This window comes from Paenibacillus monticola, from assembly GCF_009664975.1.
Lineage (GTDB): Bacteria > Bacillota > Bacilli > Paenibacillales > Paenibacillaceae > Paenibacillus_AQ > Paenibacillus_AQ monticola.
The window spans coordinates 48,064-63,587 of the sequence record NZ_WJXB01000005.1 but is presented as its reverse complement, the minus strand read 5'-3'; the positions used below and the strand labels follow the sequence as shown (position 1 = coordinate 63,587).

The window sequence follows — 15,524 nt, the reverse complement described above, 5'->3', positions numbered from 1 at the left end:
GAGCAGAAGCTCCATAAAACTTAAGCGTATGCTTCCGAAGTAGTTTTATTGCGAAGTTAATTCATAGGAGCGGAAGCTCCATAAAACTTAAGCGTATGCTTCCGAAGTAGTTTTATTGCGATGATATATCAAGGAGCAAATGCTCCATAAAACTTTTAAGGAGTGAAGTCATGTCGGAACGATTGAATACAGAAGAGTTGAGTATTGGTTACGCGGAAGCCATGATAGTTAAAGGCCTTAATCTAACCCTCCCTACAGGGAAAATAACGGCACTTGTTGGTGCTAACGGTTCTGGGAAATCGACTATTCTTAAGACGATGGCGCGGATCATGAAACCAAAGAGCGGTACTGTTATGCTGGATGGGAAATCGATCCATTCGTTATCTACAAAAGAGGTCGCCCGCCAATTGGCGATTCTGCCGCAGAATCCCACGGCTCCTGATGGTCTGACTGTTTCTGAGCTGGTCAGCTATGGCCGCTACCCGCACCAAAAAGGCTTCGGAACAATGACTCCGGAAGACCGGAGTATCATTGCTTCTGCAATCACCGTTACCGGAATGGATGAATTCCATGACCGTCCGATTGACCGCCTCTCCGGAGGACAGCGGCAGCGTGCCTGGATTGCTATGGCTCTGGCCCAGCAGACTGATATTTTGTTCCTGGACGAGCCGACTACATTCCTGGATATGGCCCATCAACTGGAAGTGCTTCAACTGCTGCAGAAGCTGAATGAAGAGGAAAGCCGCACGATTATTATGGTTGTTCATGATTTGAATCACGCTTCCCGCTATGCACAGCATATGGTGGCGATTAAATCAGGCAATGTCATTAGTGAAGGCCCACCTGTTGAAGTAATGACTCCTGCGGTATTGCGGGAAGTGTTCGGAATCGAAGCTGATATTATCCCTGATCCGCGTACAGGCGTTCCGCTTTGTCTGCCTTACGAGCTTGCAGCCTATAAAGCTGTGGGAATGTAACTTAAGCTCTGACAGCTGCACCAGCCGGAGACAGGAGGTCCTGAGATGAATGAAACACAGCTGAAAGATATAAGCTCTAAATTTGATCTACAACCTACTCCACCTGAGGGAACACTGCATTGTTTCGTGGCTTTAGAGCTGACAAATGAAGAGAAGATGAGAGCTTTTGTGGGGATTTACGGACCCTTGATGAAGGCTTTGGACGATCGAGCGGTTGCTGCTTATTTTGCCAATTGGTTATCCATGCTGGCGCTTTCGGTGCAATACTCTGTCACTCTCTATGATTCTGTTCCGGATATAAATTTGTCTAATCTGCAAATTCATCTAATACCTGCTAATGGTTACTGCCGAGTTGCCTTTTCTTTGAAGGATTGGCAGATGACTGAAGCCCCTCTAGCTGATGAGTTGAGGCGGGAAACATGGAGGAATGAAACCCTTGTCCGCTTTTATCGTGATACGATGGCACCTTTATTGAATACAATGGCTGAGGTCAGCGGTTTGGTGGCAAGTGAGGTATGGGGCCAGTTGCCGACAAAGTTCAATTATTATGTTGAGATTTTGGTAAAAGAGATCGGGGACCCTACTGTGGTCCGCCGTTTACAAGAAGATTATCAATATCTGATCAATAATGTGCCAGCTGAAGTGTTCGGGATCTCAAGAAATCCCTTTCAGGTAACGGTTCGCACAATCGAAGATCTAGCTGATCCTGATAAAAATGTACAGATGCGCAACCGCTGCTGCTTGTACTACCGCACAGAGGGGGGAAGCTATTGCTATACTTGTCCCCGTCTGAAAGAAGAAGAGAGAATCGCTCGCAGAAGAGTGTATCGGGAAAAGGCAGCTTTGGCTAAAGAATAGATTTAATTTAAGCGGAAACTTTATATTAATATTTTTATTAATAATTGAATCACACCAACGAATAGGCTCCCGTCATTGACAAGGGAGCCTGTTCGTTGTTAAAGTTGTGGTTGCCTACAACTCATTTAAGCTGTAATGATTGCAGCATAAGCCACCGCGGACTGGCTCAGTTCTTCATCCGTGACTAACCTTGCACTATTGATAGCAAAGTAAGGCAGCATCTTCATACCAATTAGGTTAGCTGTAACTTTCATAGGTATTCGAATCTCTTCTAAAGTAAATTTATTACGACCACCCGGTTGATAAGCTTCTTGAGGGGCTCCGGTAGATCTAGCAACAAACTGCATTCCTTACCATACGGTTTGTTGTGATGATAACTAACGTTGCCATGCATTGAACTCCCTTTCAAGATTGAAGTAGAGTATGGATTATCAAGAATAGCATTTTCACATCATTAAAGGAGCATGAAAGATGAATATTAGCAAAATCCAAAGAGATCTACAGCATATTGTTACTGCGGGAACAGTGAAGATTCATGAAGTTCTTAAGGATCACGTGTTTACCAAAATGGGTGGGCAGGCTGATATTCTGGTAGCTCCCGCCACATATGAAGAATTACAACAAGTTGTTACCTATGCCCATCAGCAGCTTATTCCGCTTACGGTGCTTGGAAATGGTTCGAATGTGATTATTCGAGATGGGGGCATACGCGGGATTGTTCTGCAAACCTCCGACTTAATCGAGATGGGGGTCCGCGGAGATTACCTGTATGCTCAATGTGGTGCCACAATTATCGATGTCTCCCGGTATGCACTGGAGCAGGAGCTATCCGGGCTTGAGTTCGCCTGTGGTATCCCGGGAACAGTTGGCGGCGCTCTATACATGAATGCGGGTGCTTATGGCGGTGAAGTAAAGGATGTTCTGCATAGTGCGTTAGCTATTAATAAGTCGGGTCAAGTAGTCACGCTCCAAGGTGACGATCTGCAATGGGGATACAGACAAAGTGTATTTGCCAGCGGAGAGTTTATTGTCCTAGAAGCCCGTTTTGTCTTGAAGCCTGCGGCGGCGGCTGACATTAAGTCTGCTATGGATGATTTGACCTACAAGCGTGAATCGAAGCAACCGCTGGAGTATCCATCCTGTGGGAGTGTCTTTAAACGACCGCCGGGGCGATACGCAGGCCAATTAATTCAAGAAAGCGGTCTGCAAGGGACAAGATTGGGCGGAGCGGAAGTATCGAAGAAACATGCCGGATTTATCGTAAATATGGATAATGCAACAGCCAGCGATTATATCGGACTTATCCAGCATGTAAGAGCAACTGTTAAGGATAAATTTGATATTGAGCTGGAGACCGAAGTGGAAATCATTGGGGAAGAATAAATAAGCGAGGCTGCAGGTAACTTCATACCTACGGCCTCGATTATTTTATTATGCTTTGAAAGTTACGTTAATGAGAGAGCATATTTAGCTCTATCAGTCTTTAGCTCGACTTTATCCTCACGGATGCTCTCAATTTGCAGTCCCGCGACGGCAATTTCGTAATTATGCTGTGGTAGTGGCACCAACTCATTATCCCCATTCAGTGTACTGCCGGAACCTCTTAAGATCAGCGCACTGCCGAGATATTCATCGATAACAGCCTCTGCATTCCGATAATCAACAGATTCCAGGTTGAAATGGATCGTATCCAGATCATCGAGCTCCTGCTTTTCAAGTACAACGGTTTCGTTCACATGCTCATTAAGCCAATCCAAAAGTTGCTGTTCGGTTCGTTCCATATCATGATCCCATCCTTCTAGGAGATAAGTAGCTTTAAGTTACCTTACCCCTTTCCGTGAAATTGAATCCATATCATTGTAGGGATGATTCGCTATAGTCAGGAATATGCTTGAAGTGAGGTCATTGTCATCTATAAGCAAAGGTGGTTTAACCAATGATACAGCTCACAGAGGTTTCGAAATCTTTTCAGAAAAAGTTGGCGGTAGACCGGCTATCTTTTTCAGTCGGGAAGGGAGAGGTGTTTGGCTTCTTGGGTCCCAACGGCGCAGGCAAGACGACGACGCTCCGAATGATGACCGGCCTGCTGCAACCAACGAATGGTGAAATATTAATTAATGGCATGAATATTTCATTACATAAAAAGAATTTACACGCCCAGATTGGCGTTGTTTTTGAGCTTCCGAACCTATATGCCCGCAGTTCAGTCAGAGACAACCTGATATTGTTTGCAGACCTTTACGGAGTAACGTCAAATCGTGTAATTGAAGTTATGGATAGTCTTCAGTTGCTGGAACGACAGAGGGTAAGAGTAGACAGCTTGTCTAAAGGCTGGAAGCAGCGAGTCTTAATCGCCAGAGCATTGCTCCATAAACCTAAAGTGTTATTTCTGGATGAGCCGACCAGCGGTCTTGACCCCAATTCAGCAGCATTAATCAGGGAATATATCAAGATCATTAAGACCGAAGGAACCACAATCGTGTTGACAACTCATGATATGCATGAGGCTGAAGAACTGAGTGATAGAGTAGGAATTATGCATGCGGGCAGAATGGTGGCACTAGATAATCCCCAGAGCTTAAAGAATGATTATGGCAAGGCGGAGATCGAGACGGAGTATTGGCAGGATGGAGAGATCATTAAGACTTCTTGGCCCTTGGCTGACGAAGCTACCAAAGACCATATTTATCAGCTTATGACTAGCGGTCAGATGATTAGTCTCCATAGTAAGGAAGCCTCTCTGGCTGATGTGTTCGCTGTATTGACTGGAAGTGAACTGAGTTGAATAACGTACTAAAGCTCACTCAGCATGAGTTTAGAGATCTATTACGCAATCCGTCTATAATCATACTTGTTGTACTGCCAATCTTTATGTCCAAGGTGATCATTACTGTAATGGATCAAAGCGGACTTAATTTCATGTTGTTATCTACCTGGATATTATTCGCTCAGGTCATGGTTGGTATTATGATCACTGGTCCTGGATTAATCGAGGAGAGGGAGAGCAAAACATTTGATGCGTTGCTGATATCGCCACTGAGTAAGGGTCAGATTATTGTTGCTAAAGGATTAACGGTGTTAATCTTATCTTTGTTGTCCCAAACAATCGTCTTTTTGCTGAATTATGGGCTGTCATGGGCATTCTGGCCTTCCTTGCTATACATGATATTGGGTGGTATTGTGTTCGTGGAAATGGGTATCATCATTGGATTTCTAGTTAACTCCTCCCAAAATGGCTCAGCTGTCAGCTCCGCGGTGATGATCATTTTCTTCTTGGTAGTTACCGTTTATGAGGCACTGCCGAATTGGACATATCCCTTCTTCGTTGCATGGCCCAGTATTGAAATTTCCCAGAATCTGAACAGCATTCTGAAAGGAGATGGCTTGCTACTCATGGAGAGCCTACTCTTACCTTTGTGGATAGTCGGACTTTCTTTATGGATTTCTAGGATAGGTGAAGAATAAACAAGAGGATTCCAGGGGCTTAAGCTTGTCATGAGCCCTTCTGCCATGGTATAGTTCAAGACGCAATAGCTTTGTTTTTAACATACAGAAGTAAGAAGATTTCTGCGTGAAATCACGCAGGAGAGGTTCGCAAACTCCCTCTATAAAAAACTAAGACCGCTATTTTGCTATAGGGAGGTCTCCGGAAAGGGGATTCCAAGAAGTAGAGGCATCAGGCCTTTGCTTTATTTCCTATTTTGCTGCATCTAAAGAAATGCCGACCTTATAGGACGGTACTGCGGTTTTTAGTAGAGCCAGGTTTTCGAAATCTCGTTCTTCTTTCCAGTTCCGGCGATCAGCCGAAGGAAAAGAGAGGGGTTTTTTGTTATGTCAGACGGTAGATTGAAAGAGGAAATGCCAGAAGTTACTTTACTGGGCAACCAGGGAACGTCATACAAGTTCGGCTATGATCCGGAGATTCTGGAGGTCTTTGATAATAAACACCCCGGTCGGGATTATTTCGTTAAATTTAACTGCCCTGAATTTACAAGCTTATGCCCTGTAACAGGCCAACCGGATTTTGGAACTATGTATATCTCGTATATTCCGGAGCAAAAAATGGTCGAATCCAAATCGCTGAAACTCTATCTATTCAGTTTCCGCAATCATGGCGACTTTCACGAGGACTGTGTCAACATCATTATGAATGATCTGATTGCTCTGATGGAGCCGCGCTATATTGAAGTGTGGGGCAAATTCACACCGCGTGGTGGCATTTCGATTGATCCTTATTGTAATTGGGGACGACCTGGAACGAAGTATGAGTCGATGGCTGAGCATCGCTTGATCAATCATGACCTGTATCCGGAAAAAGTCGGCAATCGCTAATTCCCAAGGAATGAGAAGGAGATAATCTAATGATGAACAAAAAAGCACTCGTCGTATTCAGCGGCGGACAAGATAGCACGACCTGTCTAATCTGGGCGCTGCAGCAGTTTGAGGAAGTTCAGGTAGTGACCTTTAATTATAACCAGCGTCATGCCGCTGAAATTGAAGTCGCTACTGAGATTGCCGCGAAGTTTAACGTGAAGCAGCATATTCTTGATTTAGCCCTGCTTAACCAGCTGGCACCGAACGCATTAACCCGTGATGACATAGAGATTGCCGCAGGCGAAGGGGATGAGCTTCCTAGCACATTTGTGGATGGACGCAACCTGTTATTTTTATCCTTTGCCGCGATTTTAGCTAAACAGCTGGGTTATTCTCATATTGTGACAGGGGTATGCCAGACGGATTTCAGTGGTTATCCAGATTGCCGCGATGTATTTGTGAAGTCACTGAATGTTACGCTGAACCTGTCTATGGACTATGAGTTCGCAATTCACACCCCGCTGATGTGGCTGGATAAAAAAGAAACGTGGAAAATGGCCGATGAACTGGGCTATTTCGATTATGTTCGTGAGCATACCTTGACCTGTTATAACGGAATCATTGGCAGCGGCTGCGGAACCTGCCCAGCCTGTCTGCTGCGCAGCAGAGGCCTCGAGCAGTATGAGGCGGAAAGAAAGAAGGTTAGTTCTTAAATGCTTAATGAGGTTTCGGTATGTAAAATATTCACCTTTGATTCCGCGCATCAACTGGTTGGACATAAAGGGAAATGCAGCAATCTGCACGGTCACACGTATAAGCTTGAGGTTGTACTGAAAGGTAAACCTTTAGTAGAAGAAGGCCATTCTGATGAGGGTTTTGTCATTGATTTCAGCGACATCAAAAATAGTGTCCAGCAGAGTCTCATCGACCATTTGGATCATGCTTTTCTGGCTATGGGCAATGAACCTGTACTGGAGACATTAATAAAGACAGGCTCGAAAGTTGCGCTCTTGTCATTTCGGACTACGGTAGAAAATATGTCTTGTTATATTGCTTATAAGCTAAAGCAAGCCAGCCTGCCACTGTACTCTGTGAAGCTATGGGAGACGCCAACTTCTTGGGCAGAAGTGCTGGCTGCGGATATTCCAGAAGAGGGGCCTTCCTACCGCCTGTATGGAGGCTGCGATTGTGAGTAAGATACCTGTAATTGAAATGTTCGGGCCGACTATTCAGGGTGAAGGCGCAGTAATCGGTGTGAAGACGATGTTCGTCCGTACCTACGGCTGTGATTATCATTGCAGCTGGTGTGATTCTGCTTTTACTTGGGATGGATCAGCGAAGGCAAAAGTACGAATGATGGAACCAGCTGAGATTATGGCGGAGCTGCTGGAGCTTGCCGGGGACAACTTTAACTGTGTGACCATTTCTGGAGGCAATCCAGCTTTAATTGGCGAGGGCATGGGGGAGTTTATAAGCATGCTTCACGCTCGGGGTCTTCAAGCCGCTATTGAAACGCAAGGCAGCAGATGGCAGGAATGGTTCTATGAGGTTGACGTTCTGACGATCAGCCCCAAACCCCCAAGCTCGGGAATGTCCACGAATTGGGAAGTGTTGGACAGCATCATGAATAATCTAAGTGCGCGCAACAAGGTTACCCAGAGCTTAAAGGTCGTTGTATTCGATGATATGGATTATGAATATGCGAAAAGTATTCACCGGAGATATCCGTTGATACCGTTCTTTCTCCAGCCAGGTAATGAGGATGTCACAGAAGAGGGCGATATCTCGGGTAGACTGCTGGAAAGGCTGGAGTGGTTGTTTAATAAAGTCATCGTTGATAAAGAGATGAATCTGGCGCGTGTGCTTCCACAACTGCACGCACTGATCTGGCATAATAAAAGAGGTAAGTAATTAAAGCAGAAACGGGTACTGTCCATAAAAGGAGAGTATCCGTTTTTGCTTGTTTTAGAGAAACGCAGAAGACAGACCGAATTTTCAAATGACCAGCAATCCCACATTCTGCTATAATCGTCTTTATGGAAATATGTAAAGACGAACGAGGGGAGTGTTTATTTAATGAGCGGAAAAACTGCACTATTACTTATTGACGTACAAGAAGCGATGTTCTCCTATCCCGACCTTAAGCTGCACGATGAGGAAGGCGTGATGGAAAGAATAGTCTCGCTTCTGAACAAGGCTCGGTTGGCAGGTACGCCAGTTGTATATATTCAGCATACAGAAGACGAGGAGTATACTAAAGGTTTAGCCACCTGGCAGATCAGCAGCCGCATCACTCCGCTGGAAGGGGATCTTATTATTGAGAAACCGACTTGGGATGCCTTTCACCGTACGGCACTGCATGAGGAGCTGCAGCGTCGGGAGATAACGGGTCTTGTGATCGCAGGGATGCAAAGTGAGTTCTGTCTAGATACCACTACCAGACGCGCCTACAGTCTCGGTTATACAAGTGTATTGGTTAAGGATGCACACAGTACCTTTGATAATGCGAACTTAACGGGTGGAGACATTGTGAAGCATCATAATTCGGTGTTGGGAGGGAGATTTGCGGCATTGCTTGCGGAGAGTGAGGTGTTATTCTAGATGATCACGGTAAAAGCAGCCATGAAGCCCATTCGGCGCTCGCGCTTGAGATTATTTGCCGGCAAGCGATATTTTACCTGGAAAAGATACTATCAATGGTATACGCACCGGAGCAAGCTGGCGATATCACACACTGCTAATAATTTACCTTATGAGGTCATGAAGCACGCAACCCCGCTACTGCGCAGTCTTCGAAATGTAGATATGGAGCTGCAATATAATAAAATAACGAATCTACGGTTGGCTATAGGAAGGCTGGAGGGTTTGCTTATTCGACCTGGGGAGACCTTCTCTTACTGGAGAAGCATTGGCAAGCCCACTAGACGCAAAGGTTATGTGGACGGTATGGTTCTGTATTATGGGGGATTTCATTCTGGTGTTGGAGGCGGATTATGTCAGCTGTCCAATCTAATCTACTGGATGACGTTGCATACTCCGCTCACGGTTACGGAAAGACATCGACACAGCTACGATGTTTTTCCCGATGAACAACGGACTCAGCCTTTTGGCAGCGGTGCGACCTGCTCCTATAATTATCTTGATCTTCAACTACAGAATAACACGGAAAACAAATACCAACTGAAGCTGTGGTTGGATGATACGCATCTGCATGGTGCATGGAGATGTGATGCACAGCAGCTGTATGAGTATGAGATTTATGAAAGTGAACATATGATTAGTCTTGAGCCGTGGGGTGGTTATGTACGAAGCAACCGGATTCAGCGAAAAGTATTCACTCGCACCGGTGAGCTGGCCGGCGTTGAAGACGTAACTGACAATCACGCTCTAATGATGTATTCTCCGCTGCTGCATGGAACAAGCTAAAGAATCAAATCGCTTGAATATATTGCATAGACCTTCATCTGGAGTGGAGGACTATGCTTTTTTATGAAAAAGGGCTGCAATTTTCGGCGGTCTGCGTTACATTTACATATGTGACTTTATGATACGGAAAGGACGCTACTCCTGTGAATCGAAAAAACCCGCCCGTCCCCGTTCCGTTGCTGATGATTATTGGGATTGTGGCTGTATCTTTTTCTTCCATCTTTATTAAATGGTCAGCGGCTCCGGCATCTGTGCAGGGTATGTACAGGCTGCTGTTTACTTCACTGTTGATGCTCCCTTTCGCCCGGCCTTATAGTGGTGCAGCTTTTGCTCTGCGTAAAAAGGACTGGTTCATGCTTGGTTTGTCCGGCACCATGCTGGCATTGCACTTTTTGCTATGGATGGGTTCGTTGAAGTATACTTCTGTGGCCAGCTCGACGATGATTATGGCATTGGAGCCTGTGTTTATTATGCTGGGCGCCTATTTTTTGTATAAGGAAAGGACTGCATTATCAGCACTCCTTGGCATGGCCATAGCCATTGGTGGTGTGCTTTTTATCGGCTGGGGAGATGTGGGTGTTTCTGCAGACAACCTTAAAGGTGACCTATTATCTATCGGAGGAACAGCTGCAGTAGCGGTACATATGTTAATCGGCCAAAAGCTGGTAGTACGCATGCCTTCGTACTTATATAGCTTAATCGTCTTCCTATCGGCTGTTATCGTCTTTGCCGTCTATAATTTTTTCATGGGAGTTCCCTTCTTTAATTATCCAGCGAGGGATTGGGGAATATTTGTACTACTGGCTGTAGTTCCAACCGTATTCGGGCATATTCTCTTTAACTGGTTGCTGCAGTATGTCTCAGCTACAACAGTATCCATGAATATTTTAGGAGAGCCAGTAGGGGCGAGTATCCTGGCCTATTTGCTACTGGGTGAACAACTAAGCGCTCTACAATGGGCCGGAGGAGTCTTGGTCATGTTTGGACTCGCTGTTTATTTGTACGGAGGACGGAAGAAAGCGGCGAAGGCGTCTGCGACTCTACAGAACGTTTCATAACAGATATTTATATAACAAAGGGGTCATAGGTAATGGAAGAACAGGATAAAGAACAAGAAACGGATTTGGTTAACAACTCAGGTCCAACAAGTGAGGAACTGTGGAACGAGGACACCTATACGGCTTGGACAAGCCGCTTTGGAACGCCGGCTGAAGCCGCCGCGAAACTGGTGAAAGATCCGCTCGGCAGACTTTATCCGCTGGCATCCTATCTGGGTGAGGTAAACGGCAGGAAGATAATGAACCTAATGGGCTCCAATGGCATGAAAGCGGTCGCGCTCGGCCTGCTGGGTGCAGAGGTGAGTGTGGCAGATTTCTCCGAGGCTAATGCCCGCTATGCAGCTGATCTGGCGCAAGAAGCAGGGGTTCAGCTTACTTATATCGTGTCTGATGTACTCAAGCTGCCGGAAGAGATTATGGACGGATCGTATGATACCGTATTTGCCGAGCAGGGGATTGTGCACTATTTTACCGATCTCACCCCTTTTATGGATACCGTGTATCGGTTGCTTGCCCCAGGAGGGAAATTTATTCTGCGTGATTTTCATCCGATTACGACCAAGTTGATCTCCTCCAAGGGATCGACAGCAAAGGTGCGCAAACATAAAGTGACTGGTGATTACTTCGATACAACGCTGCAAGAGAAGAAAGTATCTTACTCCAAGTATTTGCCTGCAACAGGGGAGAATTCAGAGCAACCTGAGCATAGTGTTGTGTACTGGCGTCGCTGGACGCTTGGCGAAATCGTTACAGCAGCAGCGTCCAGCGGACTAGTCATCAGCAAGCTGGTAGAGGAGCCCAATTTATCATCGGATGTATATGATAAAGGGATTCCCAAGACATTTACAATAGTGGCAGGGAAATCCGAACGTTAATAAAAAGAATGAGCATCACCGGTAGATCCATGCTATGTTCTGTTAAAGAGCTAGTTTGGTCGTACCGGTTTTTTTGGTTATTCATCATCTGGAGTCCGTTAATAGATCTGCAAAAGCCTGCTGCACCGGTGTAAGCGTGTGGTCTTTCCGCCAGGCCAGTACAAAACCACTGTTCTCCGGCAAAATTCCTGGCAGAGAAGTGAATTTTAACTGACCAAGTGCTAGTTCAGCTTCAATTCCTGCTCTAGAATAGATGCCAACAGTTCCCCCTTCACGGATAATCCCTTTAACGCTTGCCGGAGAATTTAACTCTGCACGGTTCCACAGGCGGACATTGTTTAACTGTGCCCATCTATCGGCAGTCCCTCGTAAGGATGATCCGCTTACATGCTGAATCCATGGCTCACGGGCGACCTGCTCCGGAGTAAGGTTACGTACACCCTCAAAATGATGTCCAGGGGCAAAGATGAGCACAGCTTCATCGCGGGCAATTAACTGGAAGCTGAATGATTCATCACTCCAATCCGTACTATGTAGAACCGCCAATTGTATCTCCCTGCTCCGTAACCGCTCTCGAACAAGAGCATCTGATTGCACCGAAAGGGAGAATTGAACTCCCAGATTTATATTCATGAATTGGGATATTGATTTAGGTAAAATATAAGTAGCAGGAATATATCCAGCTTCGAGCTCTAGGCTTCCCTGAGAAGTTGAAGTGGATTGTTTCACACTACGCTCGGCATCGGCCGCAAGACTTACGATTTTGACTGCATATTGGTGAAGGGCCCGTCCAGCATCTGTTAGCAGCACTCTGCCGCTTCGATATTCGAATAAAGAGGTTCCAAGTTCACTTTCCAGGTTCTTCATATGAAAAGACACAGTGGGTTGCTTCAAGCCTAATTCGGCGGCAACATCCGTCACTTTTTTATATTTCTCGATTAGTACTACAATCTGAAGCTTCATAATATTCATGGCTTTCCTCCGACTGAATGATTAGCTATATTACAAATTATATCTTTATTATAGATTATATCTATAACGATATACATATTCTATTAGTATTTTTATCCTTCCCTTTACATAACTCAGATGTTTACCTAACGAACGAGCTCTAGAATAAGAAGAGTCAGAAGCGTCATTAAAACAATCAGGAGGAGACAAACAAATGCAATTTAAAAAAACGTGGGTCATGACTTTGGCTTTAACAAGTGTATTGGCACTTTCGGCATGTGGTAACAATAATGGTGGAAATAATGCAACAACCAATAATGGGGGTACTAATGCAGCTGCAACTAATGCACCTACAGAAACAAGCAGCGGCGCTGAATTAAGCGGTTCGATTCTGGCTTCAGGTTCCACAGCCTTGCAACCACTGGTAGAGCAAGTAGCTGAGAAATTCATGGATACCAATGCAGGTGTTGATATTCAAGTGCAAGGCGGCGGCAGCGGAACTGGCCTGACTCAAGTAGCTGAGAAACAAGTGGATATTGGTAACTCTGATGTGTTTGCTGAAGAGAAATTAAAAGATGCAGATGCAGAAAAAGCAGCAGCACTGGTTGATCATCAAGTAGCCGTTGTAGCCATTGCAGCGGTAACCCATCCGGATGCAGGTGTAACTACCTTGACCAAACAACAGCTGGTAGATATTTTCACTGGCAAAGTGACCAACTGGAATGAAGTTGGCGGCGCAGACCAAAAGATTCAAATTATCAACCGTCCAAGCAGCTCAGGAACACGTGCAACCTTTGAAAGCTTTGCACTTGGAACTAAAACCGAAGATGTTCAAGGCTCCATTCAAGAAGATTCCTCGGGTACAGTTAAGAAAATGATCGGAGAAACACCAGGCGCTATTGGTTATTTGGGGCTCTCTTACCTTGATGATTCTGTCAAAACACTTAGCTATGACGGTGTTGATCCATCTGTAGACAATGTGATTTCTGGTAAATATCCAGTATGGGCTTACGAGCATATGTATACAAACGGCGAACCCAATGAAACAGTTAAAGCATTCCTTGATTACTTCTTAACTGATGAAGTGCAAACAGGTGATGTTGTGGAACTTGGATACATTCCTGCTTCACAAATGCAGGTATCACGCGATGTAGCAGGTACTGTTACAACAAAATAATACAACATCATGTTAAGATTTACATCAGAATTTCAAGTGATTAGAGGCGGGATTTATCTGCCTCTCTTTTCACTTTAGAAAGAGGGAGCAGCTTGAGGGTGAAACCAAAGAAAGCACGTATTGAAAAACATCATATTGAAGACTTTATAGGACGTACATATATGTCCTTTTGTGTGGCGCTATTGATCATAATTATTGTATCGATGGTATATTTTGTAGCATCTAAAGGGATTTCTACCTTTATTGGCGGTGATGTTACTGTTTCTGATTTTTTATTCGGTACCAAGTGGTCACCTGAAGGGGACACGCCATCCTTCGGAGCCTTTCCATTTATTGCGGGCTCTTTCTTAGTTACACTGCTTGCTGCACTTATTGCCAGTCCGCTTAGTTTATGTGCCGCTTTATTTATGACCGAGATTGTTCCGGGCTGGGGCAAAAAGCTCCTGCAGCCTGTAATTGAGCTGCTGGCTGGTATCCCTTCAGTGGTTTACGGATTTATCGGATTGAGTGTTATTGTTCCGTTTCTGCGCAACACGCTGCCTGGTCAGGGCATCGGGGTAGCTGCAGGCGCGCTTGTGCTGGCTGTAATGATACTGCCAACCATTACAAGCGTGGCTGCAGACGCGCTGGCTTCATTGCCGCAAAATTTGAAAGAATCTTCCTTTGCGCTTGGTGCCACCCGGTGGCAGACGATATCCCGGGTCATCATCCCAACCACGTTTCCTGCCATCATGACAGGGATTGTTCTTGGCATGGCTCGTGCATTCGGTGAAGCACTTGCTGTACAGATGGTTATCGGTAATGCACCATTCATACCGCGCTCGCTTTTCGAATCGGCTTCTACCTTAACAAGTGTGATTACACTCGGAATGGGGAACACCACTATGGGCTCGGCGCATAATAACGCACTGTGGAGTATGGCGCTTGTGTTAATGCTGATGACCTTTGTATTCGTCTTCCTCGTAAGACTGCTTGAAAGGAGAAATAAAATTTGAAGCCGAGAACTGTAGACAAGATTGCCACTAGCGTGATTGTATTTTTCGCACTTTTTATCGTAGCCATTCTTGTAGGTCTATTAGGATATATTCTATTCCGGGGTTTAAGTCATGTCAGTTGGGACTTCCTTACCTCTGCACCACAAAAGATTCGTGCAGGCGGTGGGGTTGGGCCACAGCTGTTCAACTCCATTTTTTTGCTCGTATTGACATTGATTATTACGGTACCACTTGGGTTGGGCGCCGGTATTTTTATGGCCGAATATGCTCGCCCTGGCAAGCTTACCGGCTTCATCCGCCTGATCGTGGAAGTATTGTCTTCTTTCCCTTCCATCGTAGTCGGCTTGTTCGGACTGTTGTTGATTGTCAATTACTTTAATCTGGGCTTCTCCTTAATATCCGGTGCGCTGGCGCTGACGGTATTCAATCTGCCGCTGATGGTGCGGATTACGGAGCAGGCCTTCCGAAGTGTACCGAACCAGCAAAAGGAGGCAGGCTTTGCGCTTGGACTATCCAAGTGGAAAATCGTAACTTCCGTATTGTTACCGGTGGCTTTGCCTACAATTATAACCGGAACTATACTGTCCGCAGGTCGTGTATTTGGGGAAGCCGCCGCGCTGATGTTCACTGCAGGTATGAGCAGTCCACGGCTGGATTTCACCAATTGGAACCCGTTAAGCCCTTCTTCGCCGCTAAATCCATTCCGTCCAGCTGAAACACTGGCTGTGCATATTTGGAAGATCAACAGTGAAGGATTGGCTCCCGATGCGGCTCAAATTGCCGCCGGGGCTTCAGCTGTGCTCGTATTAACCGTATTAATCTTTAATCTGGCTGCGCGTTACTTTGGCAGATTGATATACCGCAAGCTCACTGCATCAAAAAGCATGGACTAA

At 45.5% G+C, this 15,524-nt stretch carries 19 protein-coding genes and 1 riboswitch; of the genes, 16 read left to right on the top strand and 3 right to left on the bottom strand.

The window, feature by feature from the left end; translation table 11 throughout:
• Positions 1 to 170: 170 nt before the first annotated feature.
• Both GJB61_RS15800 and GJB61_RS15795 read left to right on the top strand, forming a co-directional pair.
• Complete coding sequence (locus tag GJB61_RS15800; protein WP_154119601.1) at positions 171 to 977, top strand: ABC transporter ATP-binding protein; 807 nt, start codon at positions 171 to 173, stop codon at positions 975 to 977.
• 45 nt (positions 978 to 1,022) lie between these two features.
• Positions 1,023 to 1,835, top strand: a complete 813-nt coding sequence (locus tag GJB61_RS15795; protein ID WP_154119599.1) for a (2Fe-2S)-binding protein — start codon at positions 1,023 to 1,025, stop codon at positions 1,833 to 1,835.
• A 125-nt stretch (positions 1,836 to 1,960) separates the two neighbouring features.
• Here GJB61_RS15795 and GJB61_RS15790 read toward each other — a convergent pair whose 3' ends face one another.
• On the bottom strand, positions 1,961 to 2,182 hold the full coding sequence (locus GJB61_RS15790) for an NAD(P)H-dependent oxidoreductase (RefSeq protein WP_154119597.1): 222 nt from the start codon (positions 2,180 to 2,182) through the stop codon (positions 1,961 to 1,963).
• Positions 2,183 to 2,306: 124 nt separating this feature from the next.
• Here GJB61_RS15790 and murB point away from each other — a divergent pair, with 124 nt between their 5' ends.
• Positions 2,307 to 3,218 carry a UDP-N-acetylmuramate dehydrogenase gene (gene murB, locus GJB61_RS15785; RefSeq protein ID WP_154119595.1) on the top strand — a complete coding sequence of 304 codons (912 nt, stop codon included), beginning with the start codon at positions 2,307 to 2,309 and terminating at the stop codon, positions 3,216 to 3,218.
• Between the two features lie 62 nt (positions 3,219 to 3,280).
• Here murB and ymzB read toward each other — a convergent pair whose 3' ends face one another.
• Positions 3,281 to 3,616, bottom strand: a complete 336-nt coding sequence (gene ymzB, locus GJB61_RS15780) for a protein YmzB (protein ID WP_154119593.1) — start codon at positions 3,614 to 3,616, stop codon at positions 3,281 to 3,283.
• Positions 3,617 to 3,771: 155 nt separating this feature from the next.
• Between ymzB and GJB61_RS15775 the strand changes: the two genes are divergently transcribed.
• The 10 genes from GJB61_RS15775 (at position 3,772) to GJB61_RS15730 (ending at position 11,508) form a co-directional block, all read left to right on the top strand.
• The gene (locus GJB61_RS15775; RefSeq protein ID WP_154119591.1) at positions 3,772 to 4,620 is read left to right on the top strand and encodes an ABC transporter ATP-binding protein; all 849 of its coding nucleotides are present in this window, start codon (positions 3,772 to 3,774) and stop codon (positions 4,618 to 4,620) included.
• The gene (locus GJB61_RS15770) at positions 4,617 to 5,300 is read left to right on the top strand and encodes an ABC transporter permease (protein WP_154119589.1); all 684 of its coding nucleotides are present in this window, start codon (positions 4,617 to 4,619) and stop codon (positions 5,298 to 5,300) included. The genes GJB61_RS15775 and GJB61_RS15770 overlap by 4 nt, the downstream gene beginning before the upstream one ends.
• Positions 5,301 to 5,416: 116 nt before the next feature.
• Positions 5,417 to 5,460: riboswitch (PreQ1 riboswitch) on the top strand.
• 206 nt (positions 5,461 to 5,666) lie between these two features.
• A complete protein-coding gene (queF, locus tag GJB61_RS15765) occupies positions 5,667 to 6,167 on the top strand; it encodes a preQ(1) synthase (protein ID WP_154119587.1) in 501 nt (166 codons plus the stop codon).
• A 29-nt stretch (positions 6,168 to 6,196) separates the two neighbouring features.
• Positions 6,197 to 6,862 (top strand): 7-cyano-7-deazaguanine synthase QueC, encoded by a 666-nt coding sequence (queC, locus tag GJB61_RS15760; protein ID WP_229521839.1) that lies wholly within the window; start codon positions 6,197 to 6,199, stop codon positions 6,860 to 6,862.
• Positions 6,863 to 7,345, top strand: coding sequence for a 6-pyruvoyl trahydropterin synthase family protein (locus GJB61_RS15755; protein WP_154119585.1), 483 nt, complete (start codon positions 6,863 to 6,865; stop codon positions 7,343 to 7,345). It abuts the gene before it with no gap.
• Positions 7,338 to 8,060: a 7-carboxy-7-deazaguanine synthase QueE gene (gene queE / locus GJB61_RS15750; RefSeq protein WP_338115866.1), complete on the top strand. Its 723-nt coding sequence runs from the start codon at positions 7,338 to 7,340 to the stop codon at positions 8,058 to 8,060. Before GJB61_RS15755 ends, queE begins: the two co-directional genes overlap by 8 nt.
• Positions 8,061 to 8,225: 165 nt before the next feature.
• Positions 8,226 to 8,750, top strand: a complete 525-nt coding sequence (locus GJB61_RS15745; protein WP_154119581.1) for a cysteine hydrolase family protein — start codon at positions 8,226 to 8,228, stop codon at positions 8,748 to 8,750.
• Positions 8,751 to 9,575 (top strand): VanW family protein, encoded by an 825-nt coding sequence (locus GJB61_RS15740; RefSeq protein WP_229521831.1) that lies wholly within the window; start codon positions 8,751 to 8,753, stop codon positions 9,573 to 9,575.
• Positions 9,576 to 9,718: 143 nt separating this feature from the next.
• Positions 9,719 to 10,633 (top strand): DMT family transporter, encoded by a 915-nt coding sequence (locus tag GJB61_RS15735; protein WP_338115865.1) that lies wholly within the window; start codon positions 9,719 to 9,721, stop codon positions 10,631 to 10,633.
• A 32-nt stretch (positions 10,634 to 10,665) separates the two neighbouring features.
• Positions 10,666 to 11,508, top strand: coding sequence for a class I SAM-dependent methyltransferase (locus GJB61_RS15730; RefSeq protein WP_154119580.1), 843 nt, complete (start codon positions 10,666 to 10,668; stop codon positions 11,506 to 11,508).
• Positions 11,509 to 11,592: 84 nt separating this feature from the next.
• Here GJB61_RS15730 and GJB61_RS15725 read toward each other — a convergent pair whose 3' ends face one another.
• Positions 11,593 to 12,480, bottom strand: a complete 888-nt coding sequence (locus GJB61_RS15725) for a LysR family transcriptional regulator (protein ID WP_154119578.1) — start codon at positions 12,478 to 12,480, stop codon at positions 11,593 to 11,595.
• Between the two features lie 193 nt (positions 12,481 to 12,673).
• Between GJB61_RS15725 and GJB61_RS15720 the strand changes: the two genes are divergently transcribed.
• The 3 genes from GJB61_RS15720 to pstA all read left to right on the top strand — a co-directional run bounded on the left by GJB61_RS15720 (position 12,674) and on the right by pstA (position 15,524).
• Positions 12,674 to 13,636, top strand: coding sequence for a phosphate ABC transporter substrate-binding protein (locus GJB61_RS15720; protein WP_154119576.1), 963 nt, complete (start codon positions 12,674 to 12,676; stop codon positions 13,634 to 13,636).
• Positions 13,637 to 13,728: 92 nt separating this feature from the next.
• Complete coding sequence (pstC, locus tag GJB61_RS15715; RefSeq protein ID WP_154119574.1) at positions 13,729 to 14,631, top strand: phosphate ABC transporter permease subunit PstC; 903 nt, start codon at positions 13,729 to 13,731, stop codon at positions 14,629 to 14,631.
• Entirely contained in the window at positions 14,628 to 15,524 is an 897-nt protein-coding gene (gene pstA / locus GJB61_RS15710) for a phosphate ABC transporter permease PstA (protein WP_154119572.1), read from the top strand. Before pstC ends, pstA begins: the two co-directional genes overlap by 4 nt.